Origin of the sequence: Rhodococcus sp. W8901, from assembly GCF_013348805.1 — a bacterium.
In the GTDB taxonomy this organism is placed as follows: domain Bacteria; phylum Actinomycetota; class Actinomycetes; order Mycobacteriales; family Mycobacteriaceae; genus Prescottella.
In genome coordinates this window covers 3,310,423-3,328,193 of the sequence record NZ_CP054690.1, presented here as the reverse complement: position 1 = coordinate 3,328,193, position 17,771 = coordinate 3,310,423, and the positions used below count along the sequence as shown (strand labels likewise).

The window sequence follows — 17,771 nt, the reverse complement described above, 5'->3', positions numbered from 1 at the left end:
GGGTGGGAGTGCTAATTTTGGTAATGCACAGTTGATCGGCTGCCCGTCGGGTGGCGGGCACCGGAGATGCTCAGGAGGTGTGTTGCTGTGCTGCGCTTCGATCCCTTCTCGGATATTGATGCACTGACTCGAAGCCTTCTCTCCAACCCGATGGGTAGCACGCGCGTACCGCGGTTCATGCCGATGGACCTCTACCGAGTCGACGATCACTACGTCCTCCATGCAGACCTGCCCGGTGTCGATCCCGGCTCGGTCGACGTCAACATCGAGAACGGGACGATGACCCTCACGGCGCACCGCAGCGCGCCCTCGGAGGAGAACGTCCAGTGGCTCGCGTCCGAGCGGTTCAGCGGAACGTACCGTCGTCAGCTCTCTCTCGGCGACGACGTGGATGCCGAAAAGGTCTCTGCCAGTTACGAAAATGGTGTCCTCACGGTCATGATCCCGGTTGCCGAGCGCGCGAAGCCGCGACGGATCGAGGTCACCCGCCTGGGATCCGACACTCCACGGACCATCGAGGCGGGGGCGGGCGACAGGACGGGAGACACCTAGGGCCGACGGCACCTGACACCACCGTCGGCGCGAATCGGTACGGGGCACGGTTCCCGTACCGATTAGGTCTGCGGTCCCCACGCCCCTCGCAACCTCTGTCCTTCGCTCGAGAAAGTACCGCTCCACCATGTCCGTCGTCGCTGACCGTTCGCCCGATTCCGCTCCCGAGCCCACTCCCGCCCCCGATTCCCGGCCTGAACGCCGTCCCGCATCGCCGCTCGCGTCCGTCGGGGCGGTCCTGCGCCGAGCGGGCAGCGACATGTCGCTCGCGCTCGGGGCCCTGTCCGTCATCACATTCTGGACGTTCGGTCTGGGCATCCTGCTCGGCATCGGTGCGATCGTCACCGGTGTGGCCGCGTCCCGTGCCGTGGATGTCGAGGACGACGAACCGAAGTCGCTCGAGGCGTTGTTCGGAGCCCTCAGCGGGGCGTTGGGTGTGACGGCCGGCGTCGTGTTCCTGGTGGTCGCGGGACCGCAGTGGTGAGTTGACCGGGATCGACACGAAATCGTCACTCGCTCCGTCGCGGCGGACCGACGTATCGTTGTTGCAATGACGAACATCGACGCAAATCCCGCGTCGGCGAGCGCACTCGGCGTTCGGGCGCGGACGATCGGCTCACCCGGCACCGGCTGAGGTGACGGCGTCGGGTCCGGAGCCCGACAACCGGACCTCTCGGTCCGTGTGAAGCCGCAATCCTGCTGATGGAGCTTCCATTTCGAGTCGACACGGCGCCCGGCGCGACGGACGCCGGTGATCGCATGGGGGCGTACGGGTTCGGCGCAGGGGGTTCGGATCCGATGCCTCTGACGCCCGCACAGATGGGCCAGTGGCTCGCACAACAACTCGACCCCGGCGTGCCGATGGCGGTCGCCCAGTTCATCGACATCCGAGGACGGCTCGACGTCCCACTGCTCTCGCGGGCCGCTTCCGAAGCGGCCCGCGAATTCGGTTCGGGTCTGATTCGTCTGGTTCCGCACGATTCCCGGCCGCAACAGATCGTCGATCCCGACGTCGACACCGGAACCTGGCTGGTGGACCTGCGGGGTGAACCCGACCCGGAGGCGGCGGCGCGCGAATGGATGCGCTCGGACATCGGCACGCCGATCGATCTGTTCCGGGACCGTCTGGCGGTCTCTGCACTCCTGCGGATCGCCGACGACCGCTACTTCTGGTACTCACGCGCGCACCACATCGTGCTCGACGGTGTCGGCGCGGCGACGCTGGTCTATCGGATGGCCGATCTCTACAACGCGGCAGTCGAGCGCCGTGAGCCACCACCGAACACGGCCGACGGTCTCGAGAAGGTCCACGCCGCCGAGGCAAAGTACGTCGGGTCGACGCGGTGGGAGTCGGATCGCGACTACTGGCGTGAGCAGACCGCAGGGATGCCGGAGCGGTGCAGCCTCGCCGAGCACGCCGCGCCGGCGCGGGCCCACAGCCGGGACGTCGGCACCGAGATCGAACCCGCGGTCGCCCACGCTCTTGCAGCCGCGCAGGAACGATACGGGGTCACGCTCCCGGTGTTGGTCGCGTCGGCGATCGTCGCCTACACCGCACGCCACATCGGTGCGTCCGACATCGTGCTGAGCCTGCCGGTCTCGTCCCGGACGACTGCGGTTCTGCGGCGATCCGGTGGGACGCTCGCGAACGTGGTGCCGCTGCGGGTGTCGGTGGGTACCGGCACCACGGTCTCGGAACTGGTGGCGGCCGTCGCGGCGGCCCTGTCCGGCGCGCTGCGCCATCAGCGCTACCGGCACGAGGATCTGCGCCGGGACCGCGGGGAGCACGGGTCCGGCCGCGGGTTCTCGGGCCCGCTGCTCAACCTGATGATGTTCCCGACCGAGCTGCGCCTCGGTGACACCCGGACCTCGCTCGAGGTGCTCTCGTCCGGTCCGATCGAGGACCTGCTGGTCAATGTCTACCGGTACGGCACCTCCGGCCCGATCCGCCTGGACTTCAAGGCCAATCCCGACCTGTACGACGACGCCGCACTCGGCCGGCACTACGACCGGTTCACCAGGTTGCTGCGCGCGCTGGCGACCGCCGCTCCCGAGGCCCCCGTCGGCGAGCTCCCGATCGTCGACGATGCGGAGACCGCCGCGCTGCTGGCGGAGTGGAACACTCCCGGAGTGTCGGGCGGCGGGACGTTGCCGGAGCTGGTGGCCCACTCCGCGGAGCTGGACCCGGATCGGGCCGCGGTGGTGTTCGGCGACACCGAGCTGACGTACCGCGAGCTGTGTGGCGAGGCGAATCAGCTTGCACGCGAACTCATCACGCTCGGAGTGGGGCCGGAGTCGCGGGTGGCGGTGGTGTCGGACCGGTCCGCCGAGCTCATCGTCGCGCTGCTCGCGGTCCTGACCGCAGGCGGGTCGTACGTGCCGATCGAGGCGTCATCGCCCCGTGCACGCCGCGACTACGTGCTGGCGGACGCGCAGGTGACATGTGTGCTGACGACCGCCGCGCTCGCAGAGGAACTGGACGGACTGGACGGGCTGGACGCCCCCGTCGTCGCCCTGGACACGCGCGCGACACGCGCCGAGCTGGCGCGGTTGCCGACCGCGCCGGTGACCGCGGGGGAACGGATCCGGCCGCTGCGGCCGGACCACCTGGCGTACTCGATCTACACGTCGGGCTCGACCGGCCGGCCCAAGGGCGTGCAGGTGAGTCATCGCAGTGCCGCGGCGCTGCTCGCCAATGCGAACCTCGAGTTCGACAACACCGCGGCCGACGTGTGGACGATGTTCCATTCCTTCGCGTTCGACTTCTCGGTATGGGAGATCTGGGGGCCGCTGACCATCGGCGGAACACTCGTGGTGGTCGATCGGGACACCGTGCGAACCCCGGACGCGTTCCTCGATCTGCTCCGACGTGAGCGCGTGAGCGTGGTGAACCAGACACCCGCCGCGTTCCTGCAGTTGGCCGAGGTCGAGCAGGATGCCCCCGCACCACTGCCCGACCTGCGCCGGGTCTTCGTCGGGGGCGACGAGTACGACCAGCGGCGCCTCGTGCCGTGGCTCGACCGCCATGCCGGGGACCGGTCCGCCCTGGTCAGCGTGTACGGCATCACCGAGACCACGGTCTTCCTCAGTTCGATGCCCATGACGTCGGCGCTGGCTGCGTCGGGCGGCGGCAACGTCGTCGGCCGGGGGCTTCCCGGCGTCAGACTGTATCTGCTCGACCGTCGCCTGCGTCCCGTCCCGGTCGGTGTCGTCGGGGAGATCTATGCGGGCGGTGCGCAGGTGGCCCGCGGCTACGGCGGCCACCCCGGGCTCACCGCCGAGCGATTCGTCGTCGACCCGTTCTCCGGCGACGGCAGCCGGATGTACCGGTCGGGGGACCTCGCCCGTCTCGACGACGAGGGAAGGCTGGTGTTCCTGGGGCGCAGCGACTTCCAGGTCCAGGTGCGTGGTTTCCGCGTGGAGCCCGGCGAGATCGAGGCGGCGCTCGTGGAGTGCCCCGGTGTCGCCCACGCGGTGGTGGTGCCTCGACGCGCCGCGCCGGGAGAGCTCGTGCGACTGGTCGCGTATGTCGTCCCGGAATCGGGTGCGGTGGTGGGACCGGCGGCGGTGCGGGAGCAGGTGACCGGCACGCTCGCGCCCTACATGGTGCCGGCGGCGGTGACGGTTCTCGAGCGGCTGCCGCTGACCGTGAACGGGAAAGTGGACCGGAAGGCGTTGCCGGAACCGGACTTCGGTTCCTCGTCGGGGGTCGGCCGGGCGCCGGCCGGGGTCACCGAGGAGAAGTTGGCCGGGCTGTTCGCCGAGGTCCTCGGGCTCGAATCCGTGGGCGCCGAGGACTCGTTCTTCGCGCTGGGCGGCGACTCGATCATGGCGATCCAGTTGGCGTCCCGCGCACGTACCGCCGGTCTCGCGTTGACCCCGCGGGACGTCTTCGAGCGGCTGTCGGTCGCGGGGCTGGCGTCCGTGGCCACCGACACCGCCGGGCGCGCTCCCGCGCTCGAGGAACTGTCGGGCGGCGGTGTCGGATCGGTGGCGGCGACACCGATCGTGCGCTGGCTCGTCGACCACGTAGGGTCCTGGACCCGGCTGTCGCAGTCGGTGTGCGTGGTCCTGCCGATCGGGCTGGCCGGCGATGATCTGCGGACCGCGGTACAGGCCGTCCTCGACCACCACGACATGCTCCGCGCCAGATACGTCGGTGGCATCGACATCGACATCGCCGCCTTCGAGGTCCCGCCGCCCGGGGCCGTCGCCGCGGGCGACGTCGTGCACAGGATCCCGGTGGCCGCGGATCCCGGCACGGACGACTTCGTCGCGGCACTGGTCGCCGCGCGCACCGAGGCGGTCGACCGGCTCGACCCGACGGCCGGCCGGATGCTGCAGGTGGTGTGGTGCGACGCGGGCCCGGGTCGGCCGGGTCGGCTGGTGCTGGTGTCCCACCACCTGGTGGTCGACGGTGTGTCGTGGCGAATCCTGCTGCCGGACCTGGCCTCCGCGTGGGGGCAGGCGCGGGCCGGTCGGACGGTGCGACTGCCGGCGGTGGGGACGTCGATGCGGACGTGGGCGCACGCACTCGACGAGCGTGCACGTGGCGATCACGCCGCCGAGATCGACTACTGGCGAGGCGTGCTCGCGGGCCCCGACCCGTTGCTCGGCAGCCGCCCGTTGGATCCGCGCCTCGACGTGGCCGACACGGTCGAGACCGTCGCCGTCGACCTCCCACAGGCCGTGACCGCGGCACTGTCCACCGCGGTACCGGAGAGCGTGCACGGGAGTGTCGACGACGCCGTCGTCACCGCGCTGGTCCTGGCGCTGACGACCTGGCGCCACCGGCGTGGCACCGCGTCCGACTCGTCGACGTTGCTCACGATCGAGGCACACGGCCGCGAGGACCAGGTGGTGTCGGGTGCGGACCTGTCGCGGACCGTCGGGTGGTTCACGACGACCCACCCGGTGCGGCTCGACCTGGCGGGAATCGATCTCGACGCCGCCTTCGCCGGGGGGCCGGTCGCGGGTGAGGCGCTCAAACTCGTCAAGGAACAGTTGCGTGGGGCGCCCGATCACGGAATCGGTTACGGCGTACTGCGTTACCTGGGCGCCCGCGTCGACGGCACCCCCGGACCCCTCGACGGGTTGCCGACCCCGCAGATCAGCATCAATTACCTCGGGCGGATGGCCGTGGCGCCGCACGGCGTGGGTGGGGACTGGCTCCCGGTCGACGAACTCGGGGACCTGGGTTCCTCGGTCGAACCGGACATGCCGGCCACCGCCGCCCTCGACATCAACCTGATCATCGTCGACACCGAGCGGGGCCCGACGTTGCGGGCGACACTGGCGTACCCGGGCGGCGTGCTCGATCACCGGGACGTCCAGGACCTGGCCGAGCTGTGGCGATCGGCGTGCCGCGCACTTGCGTCGGCCGCCGTCCGGCCCGGTGCCGGCGGCCTCACTCCGTCGGATCTGCCGCTCGTGCACCTCGACCAGGGGACCGTCGAACGTCTCGAGGAGGCGCAGGCGGGGCTCGCCGACGTGTGGCCGCTGTCGCCGCTGCAGGCCGGGCTGTTGTTCCAGACGGAGCTGACGGGCGACGAGCACGACCCGTACTTGGTGCAGCTCGAGATCGTGCTGGGCGGATCGGTCGATGCCGACCGGGTCCGCCGCGCCGTCCAGGCTCTTCTGGATCGTCATGCGATCCTTCGAGTCTCGTACGCCACCGGGCCGGACGGCGACCCCGTGCAGCTGGTGCCGGAGCGCGTCGAGCTGCCGTGGGCGGTAGCCGATCTCGAGAACCCCGAAGCCGCCGAGCAGGTCCTGGCCGACGATCGGGCCCGACGTTTCGACATGAGCGTGTCGCCGCTGCTCCGGGGGCTGCTGATCCGCACCGGCGCCGACGCGCACCGTCTGGTGCTGACGTACCACCACATCCTGCTCGACGGCTGGTCGGTGCCCCTGCTGGTGCGCGAGTTTCTCGAGGCGTACGTCGCACCCGACCCGGGGGCCGTCCCGGTGCCGCCGTCGTTCCGGGAGTACCTGTCCTGGCTGGGCAGTGTCGACCTCGCGGCGTCGACGGAGCGCTGGGTCGACGCGTTGGCAGGGGTCGACGAGCCGACGCTGCTCGGACCGCTCGAGCGTGGTCGGCAGTTGCCCACGGTGCCACGGGCGGAGCGGCTGATCCTCACCGAGGAGGCGACGGCCCGACTCGAGGCGGTCGCCCGCGAGCGCGGTGTCACCCTCAGCACCATCGTGCGGGCGGCGTGGGGAATCGTGTTGGGGGCGTGGACAGGGCGTGACGACGTCGTCTTCGGCGCGATCGTGTCGGGGCGGCCGCCGCAGATCGACGGTATCGAGTCGATGATCGGCCTGTTCATCAACACGATTCCGGTGCGGGTGCGCCTGCATCCCGCCGAGACGCTCGGCGAACTCCTCGACCGCGCGCACGCCGAGCAGACGTCGCTGCTCGATCACGAGCACGTCGGGCTCGCCGACATCGAACGTGCGACCGGTGCGGCCGCCCTGTTCGACACCATCACCGTCTTCGAGTCGTACCCGGTCGACCGGGCCGGCCTGACCGCGGACACCGACTTCGCCGGGATGCGGGTGACCGACGTCGCCGTGCGGGACGCCACCCATTATCCGTTCGCGCTCGCGGCGTCGGTGGACGGTGGGCTGGAGATCCGGATCGACTACGCGCCCGACCTCTTCGATGCGGTCGAGGTCGACGCGGTGGCCGATCGGCTCGAGCGGGTGCTGCATGCGTTCGCCGACGACACGGAGCAGACGTTGGCCCGGCTGCGACTGCTGTCCGACGCCGACTACCACCGTCTCGCACCCGTGCTCGGCCGCCGCGGTGGCCGTCACCGGACGCTGGCGCGGATCCTCACCGACGCGGCAACGATCGATCCGGACGCGCCCGCGCTGTCGTGCGGGGATCGCACCGTCTCCTACACCGACCTCGACGCCCGATCCTCGCGCATGGCCCGGTTGCTCATCGACGACGGCGTCGGACCGGAAAGCGTTGTCGCGCTGGGGTTGACCCGGTCCATCGAATTCGTCGAGTCGGTGTGGGCGGTCGCGAAGGCCGGGGCGGCGTTCGTCCCCGTCGACCCCACCTATCCGCCGGAGCGGATCGACCACATGCTCCGCGACTCGGGAGCGGCGGCGGGGCTGACCGTGCACGACCGGCGCCCGCGGTTGTCCGGGCGGATCGGGTGGCGGGAGATCGACTCCGACGACTACCGGGACCGGTTGGAGCGGTACCCGGCCGATCCGGTCACCGACGCGGACCGCGCGGCGCCCCTGCGGATCGACAACCCGGCCTACCTGATCTACACGTCCGGCTCGACCGGCGTGCCGAAAGGTGTCGTGCTCACCCACCGCGGTCTCGCGAACCTCGTGGTCCAGGAGCGCGAAAGCCTCACCGTCACCTCCCATTCGAGGGTCTCCCAGTTCACGTCGCCGAGCTTCGACGCGTCCGTGTTCGAGCTGCTGATGGCGTTCGGGTCGGGCGCGCACCTGGTGATCGCCCCGCCCGACGTCTACGGCGGCCAGGATCTGGCCCGGCAGCTGGCCGCCGGGCAGGACACACACGCGTTCTTCACCCCGAGTGTCCTCGGGTCGTTCGATCCCGAAGGGCTCGATGCACTGCGCTCCCTCGCGGTGGCGGGGGAGCCGTGCCCGCCCGAACTGATCGGCCGGTGGGCGTCCGGACGCGACATGTTCAACGCCTACGGGCCCACCGAGGGCACCATCATGTCGAACATCGCCGGTCCGTTGGCCCCGGACGACCCGGTCACCATCGGTGGCCCGACCCTCGGTTTCGTGGAACTGGTGCTCGACGCGCGCCTGCAGCCGGTCCCGATCGGCGTCCCCGGCGAGCTGTACCTGGGCGGTCCGGCGATCGCGCGTGGTTACCACCTGCGCCCCGGTCTCACCGCGGAACGGTTCGTCGCCAGCCCGTTCGTGGCGGCGACCGACGACCCCACGGACGAGGACGAGGGCACCATGCCCGGTGACCGCCTCTACCGGACGGGCGACATCGTCCGCTGGCGGCAGGACGGCCCCGACCTCGCACTCGAGTACCTCGGTCGCAGCGACCTGCAGGTCAAGGTGCGCGGATTCCGCATCGAACTCGGCGAGATCGACACGGCCCTCGCCGAGCATCCGGCGGTGGAGTTCGCCGCGACCCTCGGCCGGACCGCGCCGTCCGGGGAGACCGTCCTCGTGTCGTACGTCCGCTCCGGCGACGACCCCGCCGTCGACCCCGACGAACTGGTCCGCCACCTCGCGGGCCGGTTGCCGGCGCACATGGTTCCGGCGCTGATCGTGCCGATCGCGGAGGTGCCGCTGACCCCGGCCGGCAAGCTCGACCAGAAGGCGCTGCCCGCCCCGGACTTCCCGCGCCTCGTCGATGCCACGAGCGCCGCGGTCCTCACCCCGATCGAGACGATCGTCGCCGCGCACCTGCGGGCCGTGCTGGGGATCGACCGAATCGGCTTGGACGACAGCTTCTTCGACCTCGGTGGCAACTCGTTGATGGCCACCCGGGTCACCGGCCGACTCAATGCCGCGCTCGACGCCGACCTCGATGTCCGCGCGATCTTCGAGGCCCCCACGGTGCGCGGGCTCGCCGCGCGGGTGGAACACGGCGGCGCGGGCGCCGAGCACCGACCGGTGCTGCGGCCGTACGAATGGCCCGAGGTGCTGCCGCTGTCGTCGGCGCAGCTGCGGATGTGGTCGATCAACCAACTGGACACGTCGTCGCCGGCCTACAACATCGTGATGGCGGTGCGCCTGCGCGGTGACCTCGACGAGCGGGCGCTCGCCGCCGCCGTCCGGGACGTCGTGTGCCGCCATTCGAGTCTGCGCACGATGTACCCGCTGGTCGGTGGCGTGCCGACGCAGCGGATCGTCGACATCGGCGAGGTCCCCGAACCGGAGGTGCTGGCGGTGCTGCGCGCCGACCTCGACGCGCACCTGCTGCGGCTCGCGTCGACCGGCTTCGACGTCAGCGATCGGGTGCCGCTGCGGGCCGAGTTGGTGCGGGTGTCCGGGTCCGAGCACGTGCTGGCCGTGGTGGCGCATCACATCAGTGCCGACGGTTTCTCGATGACGGCGCTGGGCAAGGACGTGATGCGCGCGTACGAAGCGCGTCGACGCGGGGCGACGCCCGACTGGCCGCCGCCGGCCGTGCAGTACGTCGACTACGCCCTGTGGCAGCGTGACCTGCTCGGGTCGCCCGACGATCCGACGTCGCGCTATGCGCGGCAACTCGACTACTGGCGCCGGACGCTCGACGGCATCCCCGACCTGGTCCCGCTGCCCACCGACCGGCCGCGCCCAGCGCGGCAGTCGCTGCGCGGTGCCGTCGTCGGTTTCGATGTCGACCGGCGGACGCACGCTGCCCTGGCCGACCTTGCGCACCGGGGCAATTCGACGATGTTCATGGTCGCCCACGCCGCCCTCGCGGTACTCGTCGCGCGCCTGTCGAGCACCGCCGACATCGTGATCGGCACCCCGGTCTCGGGCCGGGGAGAGGCCGGGCTGGACGACGTGGTCGGCATGTTCGTCGGGACCCTCGTGCTGCGGACTCCGATCGACACCGGCGCCGGATTCGCCGACGTGCTCGCCGCGGTGCGTGAGGTGGACCTCGGCGCCTTCGCGCGCACCGACCTGCCGTTCGAGCGGCTCGTCGACGAGTTGGCCCCGACCCGGTCGACGTCGTATGCGCCGCTGTTCCAGGTGCTCGTCGAGTACCGCACCGACATGTCCGACTACCTGCGGCTGCCGGGCCTGGACGTCGAACCGGTCGAGCGGGACCTCGGGGTCTCGAAGTTCGATCTGCAGCTGAGCGTGTCGGAGTCGTTCGGTTCGGACGGCGCCCCCGACGGCATGCGATTCGACGTCACCTACGCCACCGACCTGTGGGACCTCGGCACCGTCCGAGGGTTCGCCGAGCGCCTGCACCGGATCCTCGACGCCGCCGCGGTGGACCCGCACCACCCGGTCGGCGACGTCGACCTGCTCACCTCCGGCGAGCGGACCGCGATCGTGTCGGCGGTCATCGGCGGCACCCCGCCCGCGTCGGACACGCTCGCCGACGTGTTCGCCGCCGCCGCGGCCGAGCACCCGGACGCGACGGCCGTGGTGTCGGGTGACACCCGGCTCAGCTACGGGGACCTCGCGGCATCCGCGAACCGGCTCGCGCGGCTCCTCGTGGATCGTGGCGCGGGGCCGGAAACCGTGGTGGCCCTCGCGCTTCCGCGGTCGACGGACATGATGGTGGCGATCGTCGCGACGATCGCGGCGGGCGCGGCCTACCTGCCCGTCGACACGGGTTCGCCCGCGGAGCGGATCGCGCTGGTGCTCGGTGACGCGGAGCCCACGTGCGTGGTGGCCACCACCGACTCGGCCGCCGCGCTCGGTGCAGTGTCCGCCCCGATGCTGCTGCTCGACGACGACGCGACCCGTGCCGAACTCGAACGACTCTCGCCGGCGCCGCTGACCGACGTCGATCGCGCCGCGGCGCTGCGCCCGGACAACGCCGCGTACGTCATCTACACCTCGGGATCGACGGGACGGCCGAAAGGCGTGCAGGTGACGCACCGCAGCGCGGTCGCCCTTCTCGTGAACGCGACGACGCTGTTCGACCTGTGCTCGTCGGACGCATGGACGATCTTCCACTCGTTCGCCTTCGACGTCGCGGTGTGGGAGGTGTGGGGTCCGCTGTCGACCGGTGCGACGGCCGTGCTCGTGGACCCGCTGACGGCGAGGACCCCGGCGGACTTCGTCGACCTGCTGCGCCGCGAACGGATCACGGTGCTCAATCAGACCCCCGCGTCGTTCTACCAGCTGGTGGACCGCGACACGGCCGATCTGCCCCTGCGTTACGTGTTCGTCGGCGGCGAGGAGCTCGCCCTCGAGCAGGTGTCCCGCTGGTATGCCCGCCGCCCGGACGACGCCGGTCGGGTGTTCGAGATGTACGGGGTCACCGAGGCCACGGTCATCGACAGCGCCGCCGCGCTCGAGCGCGGCGGCCTGGCCGGCATCCCCGGCACCGTGATCGGCCGGGGTATCCCGGGGGTCGGCCTGCACGTGCTCGACGCACGGCTGCATCCGGTCCCGGACGGCGTGGTCGGCGAGATCTACCTCTCCGGTGAGGCCGTGGCGCGCGGCTACGTCGGACGCCCGGGGTTGACGGCGGCACGGTTCGTCGCGGACGGCCGCGGCGGCGGGCGGCGGATGTACCGGACCGGGGACCTCGGCCGTCGCGGCGGCGACGGGCAACTGGAGTTCCTGGGACGCACCGACTTCCAGGTCCAGGTGCGCGGCTTCCGCGTCGAACTCGGCGAGCTCGAGTCCGCCCTGCTGCGGTGCGAGGGGGTGGCCCGGGCCGTGGTCGTGGCGCAACGCGGGGCCGGTGGCAGCGTCGATGGCGGCGGCGATCGGCTGATCGGATACGTGGTCCCCACTCCGGGCCGCACGCTCGACCCGGTCGAGGTTCGTCGGCAGGTCGAGGCGCTGCTGCCGTCCTACATGGTGCCCGCGGCGGTGACGGTGCTCGACGATCTCCCGGTCACGGTCAACGGCAAGATCGATCGGAAGGCGCTGCCCGAACCGGACTTCGCGGCGTTCGCCGGGGGTGGCCGCCGCGCGGCCGGCGCGGTCGAGGAAGCGCTCGCCGGGCTGTTCGCGCAGGCACTCGGGGTGCCGGAGGTCGCGGCGGACGACTCGTTCTTCGTGCTCGGCGGTGACTCGATCACGGTCATCTCGCTGGTGTCGCGGGCCCGCGAGCGCGGGTTCGGGCTCACCCCCCAGGACGTCTTCGAACACCCCACGGTCGCGGGCCTGGCCGCGGTGATCCGGGCCGGGGTCGAGGCGGGCGGACACCCGGTGCTGGGGGAGATCGACGGCGGCGGCATCGGGCCGGTCGAGCCGACACCGATCGTCCGTTGGCTGGCCGAGCGCGGCGGAAACTGGGACCACTTCTCGCAGTCGGTGACGGTCGCGGTCCCGGCGGAACTGTCCGCCGCCGACCTCGCCGGCGCCTTCCAGGAGGTGCTCGACCGTCACGACATGCTGCGGGCCCGTCGCGTCGGCGCCGGCACCGATCTGCACCTCGAGATCCCCGAACCGGGCGCGGTGGCGGCCGGCGAGTGCCTGCGCCGCGTGGACTGTTCCGATGCGGCCGACGACGGTGCCGTCGACGCGGTGGCGGCGCGGGAACGGACCGCGGCGGTCGGTCGGCTCGACCCGTCGAACGGGATGATGGTGCAGGCGGTGTGGTGCGACGCGGGCCCGGACCGGGCGGGCCGACTGTCGGTCGCGATCCACCACCTGGTGGTCGACGGGGTGTCGTGGCGGATCCTGCTGCCCGACCTCGTGTCGGCGTCGGAGCAGATCCGTACCGGTCGGACACCCCAGTTGCCCCCGGTCGGTACGTCGATGAGGACGTGGGCGCACGAACTCGCGGCGTCGGCCACCGCACCGGAACGCGTCGCCGAGATGGACTGGTGGACGGACACGCTCGTGCCGCCGGATCCGGTGCTCGGGGACCACCGGTTCGATCCGGCCGCCGATACCGCCGTCGGCGAACTCGACGTGCGCCACTCGGTCGAGGTCACCCGTCAGCTCCTGGAGCGCCTGCCCGAGGCGTATCGGGCGACGCCGGCCGATGCCGTGCTGTGCGCGACGGCGATCGCGGCGGCGCGGTGGAACCGGTGGGGCGGGGTCGGCCGTTGGGTGCGCGCCGTCGTGTCCGTCGAAGGCCACGGGAGGGACGAGGACGCGGTTCCCGGGGTCGATCTGTCACGCACCGTCGGGTGGTTCACCACGGCGTACCCGATCCGGCTCGACCTGACCGACGTGGACCCGGCCGACCTCGGAGAGGCGCTGCGAACCGTCAAGGAGCAGGTGCGCGCGGTCCCCGGACACGGCATCGGCTACGGGCTGCTGCGGTATCTCAATCCCGATACCGGTCCCACCCTCGCCGCTCTCGCGACGCCGCAGATCTCCGTCAACTACCTGGGACGGCTGTCGGGGGACGCGTCCGCGGGCGGGGTCACGGCGGTCGGTGCGGACTCCGCGTCCGACTCCGGCAGCGGCGGCCCGGTGCCGACCACGCTCGCGGTCGACGCCTATATCGCCGACGGTCCGGCGGGGCCGCAGCTGACCGCGAAGATCCGGTACGCGTGCGGCGTGCTCGGCGCGGACGCGACGCGCGAGTTCGTGACGTTGTGGGAGAACGGAATCCGCGACCTCGCCGCGCACCTGAGCGACCCGTCGTGCGGGGGCCTGACCCCGTCGGACCTGGACCTGGTTCCCGCGACGCGGGCGGAGATCGCCCGCTGGGAGCGCTCGCACGGCGGTGTCGTCGACGTGTGGCCACCGACACCGCTGCAGGAGGGGCTGCTCTTCCACGCGCTGCTCGCGCAGGAGGCCGTCGACGCCTACCACGTCCAGCTCGTCCTGGACCTCGACGGTGACCTGGACGAACGCCGGATGGCCGCCGCGGCGCAGGCGCTGATGGACCGGCACGCGAGCCTGCGGACGGTGTTCGACAACCACGACGACGGCAGCGTCGTGCAGGTGCTGCTCGACCACGTCCCCGTCGACTGGTCGGCGATCACCGTCGCCACCCGTGCGGACAGCGACACCGTGATCGACCGTGACCGCGGCAACCACTTCGACATGCGCGGCGCCCCGCTGATCCGCTTCCTGCTGATCGACGTCGGCGAGCGAACCCACCGACTGGTGATCACCAACCATCACATCGTCCTGGACGGCTGGTCCGCGCCGCTGCTCGTGGCCGATCTGTTCGACCTGTACGCCACCGGGGGCGCACCCCTCGACCGGACGGCCCCGCCGTACCGGGACTACCTCGCGTGGCTGGTCTCCCGTGACGTCGGCGCCGCGGGACGGGCCTGGGCGAGGGCACTGTCGGGGCTGCCCGGCCCCACACTCGCGGCCCCCCACGCGGTGGGTCGGCAGCTGTCGGCGAGCGCGAGTGAGACCGTGCCGTTGGATGATCCGACGGCCGAGGCGCTCGTGCGGACGTCGGAGGCGGCGGGCGTGACCGTCAACACGGTGCTGCAGGTGGCGTGGGGAATCCTCCTCGGCGAGATGAGCGCCGGGACCGATGTCGTGTTCGGCACCACGGTCTCCGGTCGACCGCCCATGATCGCCGGCGCCGAGGCGATGGTGGGTCTGTTCATCAACACGGTGCCGGTGCGGGTGCGGCTCGATCCGGACGAGACCGTGCGCCAGTTGCTGGCGCGGCTGCAGCGGGAACGGACCGCGCTCATGCCGCACGAGTACCGCGGTCTCACCGCGATTCAGCAGGCGGCCGGCTTCGGCGGACTGTTCGACACCGCGATGGTGTTCGAGTCGTACCCGATGGATCCCGGCGCGCTCGCGCGCCTCACCGAACGCACCGGACTGCGTGTGACCGGAGTGGTCGGCAACGACTCGACGCACTACCCGCTGTCGCTGATGGCGTTCGAGGACACGAGACTGCGGATGCGCCTGCGGTACTCGCCGGAGGCGCTCGCGCCGGTCGACGTCGCGGATCTCGCGCAGCGGCTGGGTCGAGTCGTGGAGACCGTGGCGCACCGCCCCGATACGCCGGTGGGACGCATCGATCTGCTCGGCGACGAGCGGCGCGCCGAACTCGTCGACGTGGCGGAGTCGGCGTCGGTCCCGCCGCGGACCTGGCCGCAGATTCTCGAGGACGCGGTAGCGCGCGATCCCGGCGCGATCGCGCTGCGCTGGAACGGAATCGATACCACCTATCGTGAACTCGACGAGCGTTCCACCCGGTTGGCGCGGGTGCTGCTCGACCGGGGTGTGGGCCCGGAGGACTTCGTGCCGGTCGCGGTGCCGCGCTCGGCGGAGTCGGTGACGGCCACGTGGGCGGTCGCGAAGAGCGGTGCGGCGCCCGTACCGATCGATCCGAAGCTGCCGCCGGGACGCATCGAGTACATGCTCGGGGACTGCGGCGCCCGGGTGGGGTTGACCGCGACCGGTGCCCACGTGCTACCGGGCGGACTCGACTGGTTGCCGCTGGACGGCCTCGACCTGGAACACCATCCGGCACCGCCGATCCGCGACGACGAACGCACCCACCCGATCCGGATGGCCGATCCCGCCTACCTCATCTACACGTCCGGATCCACCGGCGCGCCCAAGGGCGTCGTGGTGACGCACGCCGGTCTGCCGCACCTGACCGTCGCACAGGTGGAACATCAAGGGGCGAGCGCGGAATCGCGGATCCTGCACGTGTGTTCCCCGAGCTTCGACGTCTCGGTCCTGGAACTGATGCTCGCGTTCGGCGCCGGCGCGACGTTGGTGGTGGCACCGCCCGACGTGTACGCGGGCGCCGAACTCGCGACCTACGCGCGGGAGGAGCGGATCACGCATCTGCTGGTCACCCCCGCGGTGTGCGGGACGATCGAGCCGGGATCGCTGCCCGACGTCCAGGTGATCGAGGTGGGCGGCGAGCTGTTCGGCGCGGAACTGGTCGACGCGTGGGCGCCCCGCACGCGCCTGCTCAACGCGTACGGGCCCACCGAGTGCACGGTGTGCGTGACGACCAGCGAGTCCCTCGAGCCCGGGACGCCGATCACGATGGGGGGACCGGTGCCCCGGTCCGGTGTCGGCGCCGTCGTCCTGGACTGCTGGATGCGTCCGGTGCCCGACGGCGGCGAGGGCGAGCTGTACCTGTTCGGCCCGTGCCTGGCCCGGGGCTATCGGGGGCAGCCGGCGCTCACGTCGGAGAGGTTCGTCGCGAACCCGTTCGACGGCGCCGGGTCGCGAATGTACCGCTCCGGGGACCTGGTGCGCCGGTGCGGCGGGCGCGGCCTGCAGTACGTGGGGCGCACCGACTTCCAGATCAAGATCCGCGGCCTGCGCATCGAGATCGGGGACGTCGACGCCGCCCTCACCGCGCACCCGGACGTCGAGTTCGCCGCGTCCCTCGGCCACGATGCGCCCAACGGCGAGACGGTGCTGGTGTCGTACGTCCGGCTCACCCCGGACGGTGTCGTCGACGGCGCTGCGCTGCGGAAGTTCGCGGCGACATCGTTGCCGGCGTACATGGTGCCGTCGGCGATCACGATCCTCGACGAGGTGCCGATGAACTCGAACGGCAAGCTCGACCGCGGCGCGCTGCCCGCGCCGGTGTTCACGGCGGGGGAGTACCGGCCGCCGCGCACCGACGTCGAGCGGGTGCTGTGCGAGGTGTTCGCCGACGTCCTCGGCGCCGAGCGGGTCGGCATCGACGACAACTTCTTCGAGCTCGGCGGCAATTCGCTGAGCGCCGTGCGGGTGGTCGCCGAGGTGCAGTCGCGACTCGGTCGGGCACTGCCGATGCAGTGGGTGTTCGGTGACCCGACGCCGGCGGTGATCGCGCGGCGAACCGCGGGTGACGCCGGGACGCCGGACCGTATGGGCAACCTGTTGAGAATGCGGGCCGGGGACGGCGGCGCCCCGCTGTTCTGTGTGCATCCGGCGATCGGATTGGTGGGGTGTTACACGGGACTCGTTCCGTACGTGCCGACAGCGCGTCCGGTGTACGGCCTGCAGTCGCCCGGCACGGTCGATGTCGGGCACGATCCCGGGTCCATGGAGGAACTGGCCGGCGAGTATGTCGAGCTGATTCGTCGGGTACGCCCCCACGGTCCATACCACCTGCTCGGGTACTCCGTCGGCGGTGCGATCGCCCACGCGATGGCGGTGCGACTGCGCGAACTCGGCGAGGACGTCGGGACGCTGATCATGCTGGACACCCAGACCTCCGACTCGGTTCCCGAGGCGTCCCGGACACCGACGCTGGGCATGCTGTTCGCCGAGTTCGCGGGCGTCGACGAGCCCGCCGTCGGCGATGGCGAGCTCACCCCGGAGCGCGCCGCGCAACTGCTGCACGAGAGCGGCGGACCGTACGCGTCGTTGACCGCCGACGACCTGCGCCGGCTCTACGACGACTACGTCCACACCGTCGGGCTGGGACAGAATTACCGGCCCGCGGTGTTCGACGGCGACCTCGTCTACGTCGCCGCCGACGGCGGATCGGCACGGCAAGAGACGCCGTGGGATCGCTTCGTGACCGGTGCCGTCCGGGTCTACCCGGTCGGTCACACGCACAACCGGCTCACCACGCCCGAGGCGCTCGCGGAGATCGGGCCGATCGTCGGTGCCTGCCTGGACGGCGATCTCCGATGATCTTGCGGGGCAACCGCGATCGGTGCTTTGATGGTGCGCAGCGT

Annotated in this window: 3 protein-coding genes; all 3 read left to right on the top strand. The window is 71.5% G+C overall.

What is annotated here, in order from left to right; translation table 11 throughout:
* Positions 1-87: 87 nt before the first annotated feature.
* The 3 genes from HUN07_RS15640 to HUN07_RS15630 all read left to right on the top strand — a co-directional run bounded on the left by HUN07_RS15640 (position 88) and on the right by HUN07_RS15630 (position 17,727).
* Positions 88-552: an Hsp20/alpha crystallin family protein gene (locus HUN07_RS15640; RefSeq protein ID WP_114719362.1), complete on the top strand. Its 465-nt coding sequence runs from the start codon at positions 88-90 to the stop codon at positions 550-552.
* A 127-nt stretch (positions 553-679) separates the two neighbouring features.
* The gene (locus HUN07_RS15635) at positions 680-1,036 is read left to right on the top strand and encodes a hypothetical protein (RefSeq protein ID WP_174910808.1); all 357 of its coding nucleotides are present in this window, start codon (positions 680-682) and stop codon (positions 1,034-1,036) included.
* Between the two features lie 218 nt (positions 1,037-1,254).
* Positions 1,255-17,727, top strand: a complete 16,473-nt coding sequence (locus tag HUN07_RS15630) for an amino acid adenylation domain-containing protein (RefSeq protein ID WP_174910805.1) — start codon at positions 1,255-1,257, stop codon at positions 17,725-17,727.
* The last annotated feature ends 44 nt before the right edge of the window (positions 17,728-17,771 follow it).

Excerpts from the sequence above, each read along its gene's own strand:
- HUN07_RS15635 (WP_174910808.1), top strand. The coding sequence starts at position 680 with ATGTCCGTCGTCGCTGACCGTTCGCCCGATTCCGCTCCCGAGCCCACT.
- HUN07_RS15630 (WP_174910805.1), top strand. The coding sequence starts at position 1,255 with ATGGAGCTTCCATTTCGAGTCGACACGGCGCCCGGCGCGACGGACGCC.